Here is a 2,190-nt window from a genome sequence, read left to right as displayed (position 1 = left end):
GGGTATATCATTTTGATTACCTCTTTTTTATATTATAAGAATACTATATAAAGTTTTAAAAGTCAACGCATATTTTTTTATTTTTATAAAAATGCGTTAATTTTTTTATTAGTTACATTGTTTATAGTTGTTTATATATTGTTTATATTGTTATATATTGTTATGTACAAAAAAAAAGCCAAAAAAATGGCTGAGAAGCATTAATTAGAGAGGTATTTAATGGTATCATACTCATCTTCATTAGTTGGGACTATTTATCCTCGTTAGATGGGAGTATCTATCCTCATTAAGTGGGACTTTCTTCCTCGTTAGATGGGAGTATCTATCCTCATTAAGTGGGATATGTTTAATTTTACTATTTTTTTGTCATCACTTATTGGGAGTATTTTAATGAAATTTGCTATTATCCTCATTAAGTGGGAGTATTTTTCTTGAAAATTTAGTGTTTTTTAGGTATAATCTAATAAAATATTAAAGAATATGTATAAATAATTGAGATATACCCATGTAATGACGAAAAAAATTGTTGGAGTTGAGTTATGAAAATAGTAAAAAAGAAAAGCAACAATTTAAATTTTCAAGAGGTTATAGATACTCCAGAGACAGAAATAGTTGAAGAAAATATAACTTTAGATGAAAGTTTTATAAAAAATAGAGCATTAATAAGAATGGATATGAACATTATACAGTATCCAATATTTAGTAAAAATACAAAAAGAAAAATTAATCAAATAGTTAAATATTATTTTAATAATAATAGAGATACTTATATAACTGTTACCCCTGCATCTGGATATCATATTCCTGGAGAAATGGAGGAAAAAGTTTTTATAGTGTTAATGAAAATAATGAAAGATAAAGGGATGCCACAAAAATTTTGGGTTACACTGAGTGAACTTAAAAAAGAGTTAGGGCTAAATACAAATAGAGCAAATGAGCTTATAAAAAAAAGCTTGCTAAGAATTGCAAATACTTTTTATAGCTTTAAAAATACAATGTATTTTAATGAATTAAAATCTGTTTTAAAAGAGGAGATAACAAGATCTATTTTTGAACTAGATATTGTTAGTTTGGAAAGAAAAGAGAATGCAGATATAAAAGCCAAAATAAATGATAAAAGAATAAAGGAGATATATCAAATAAAAATATCAGATTTTTTTTATAAAAATATATTGGCAAAAGGGTATTTAGTTTACGATGCAGCGGTTTTGCTGGATATAGAATCCAGCACAGCTAGAACAATCTATATGCTGATAGAAAAACTTAGATTTAGTGAAATTTATTTGAAGATAGATGTTATGTATTTAATAAAAAGAATACCTTTGAAATATGATAAAAGTAATATTGGAAGAACTGTAAAAACTTTAATAAAAAGCTTTCAAGAATTAAAGGACAAAGACTTAATAAAAGATTTTATTTTAGAAAAAGAGGGCACTTGGGAAAATGCTGAAGTGGAAATTTTCTTTTATGATTTTACAGTTCAGGATAAACAACAGAGATTTTTTGATGATTTAAATGAATTTAGACACTTAAGTCAAAGTCAGTTATTGGTTAGTCATACAGAAAATAAAGATTTGCAGGATGATAGTAAGGATGAATTAAAAGATTTTGTTATTGTTACCCCAGAAATGATAGAGGATATTTTAAATTTAATGCCTGCAAAAGCTAGAAGTTTAAAAACAATGCCTAAAACCATCAAAGATTCAATAGAGAGTTATGGATTGGAAAAAGTTCAAAAAGTGGCGATTTATATGAAAAGAAATAGAGTGGACAAAGTTAGAGCTTATTTTATTAAAGCATTAGAAAATGATTGGACTAGGGATGAAGATATCAATGAGATCTCTTTAATGAAAACAAAAAATGAAAAATCTTCTAACGTTGAGCTTAAAGAGGAAACAGTTGAAGTTGTAGATAAGACACATAGATATAAAGATATATTAGAGAAATTTAACGCATTAAATGATAAAGAAAAGCTTGAAATAGAGAATGAAGCGTATAAATACTATATAAAAAAATGTGGTCAAGATACCAAGATACAAAAGATAGCTTTTAAAGCTGGAAAAATAACGATAATATGTGATTATTTGGATGAAATAGGATATTTTGATGAAAAGTTAAAAATGGTACAAAAGGATATTAGCCCACTAAATGAGCATAAAAGTGTTAAATCAAAAAATAAAGCTTTAGCTC

1 protein-coding gene is annotated in these 2,190 nt (G+C 25.8%); it reads left to right on the top strand.

Features of this window, described 5'->3' with window-relative positions; translation table 11 throughout:
• Nucleotides 1-539 precede the first annotated feature (539 nt).
• Nucleotides 540-2,190 (top strand): hypothetical protein (locus ACMOUI_RS09380; RefSeq protein WP_418965438.1); only part of this gene is annotated, 1,651 nt, incomplete at its 3' end.

The sequence above is a fragment of the Cetobacterium sp. genome, from assembly GCF_048470075.1.
In the GTDB taxonomy this organism is placed as follows: domain Bacteria; phylum Fusobacteriota; class Fusobacteriia; order Fusobacteriales; family Fusobacteriaceae; genus Cetobacterium_A.
Note: the sequence above shows the minus strand (reverse complement) of the source record. Positions and strands in the feature narration are given on the sequence as shown.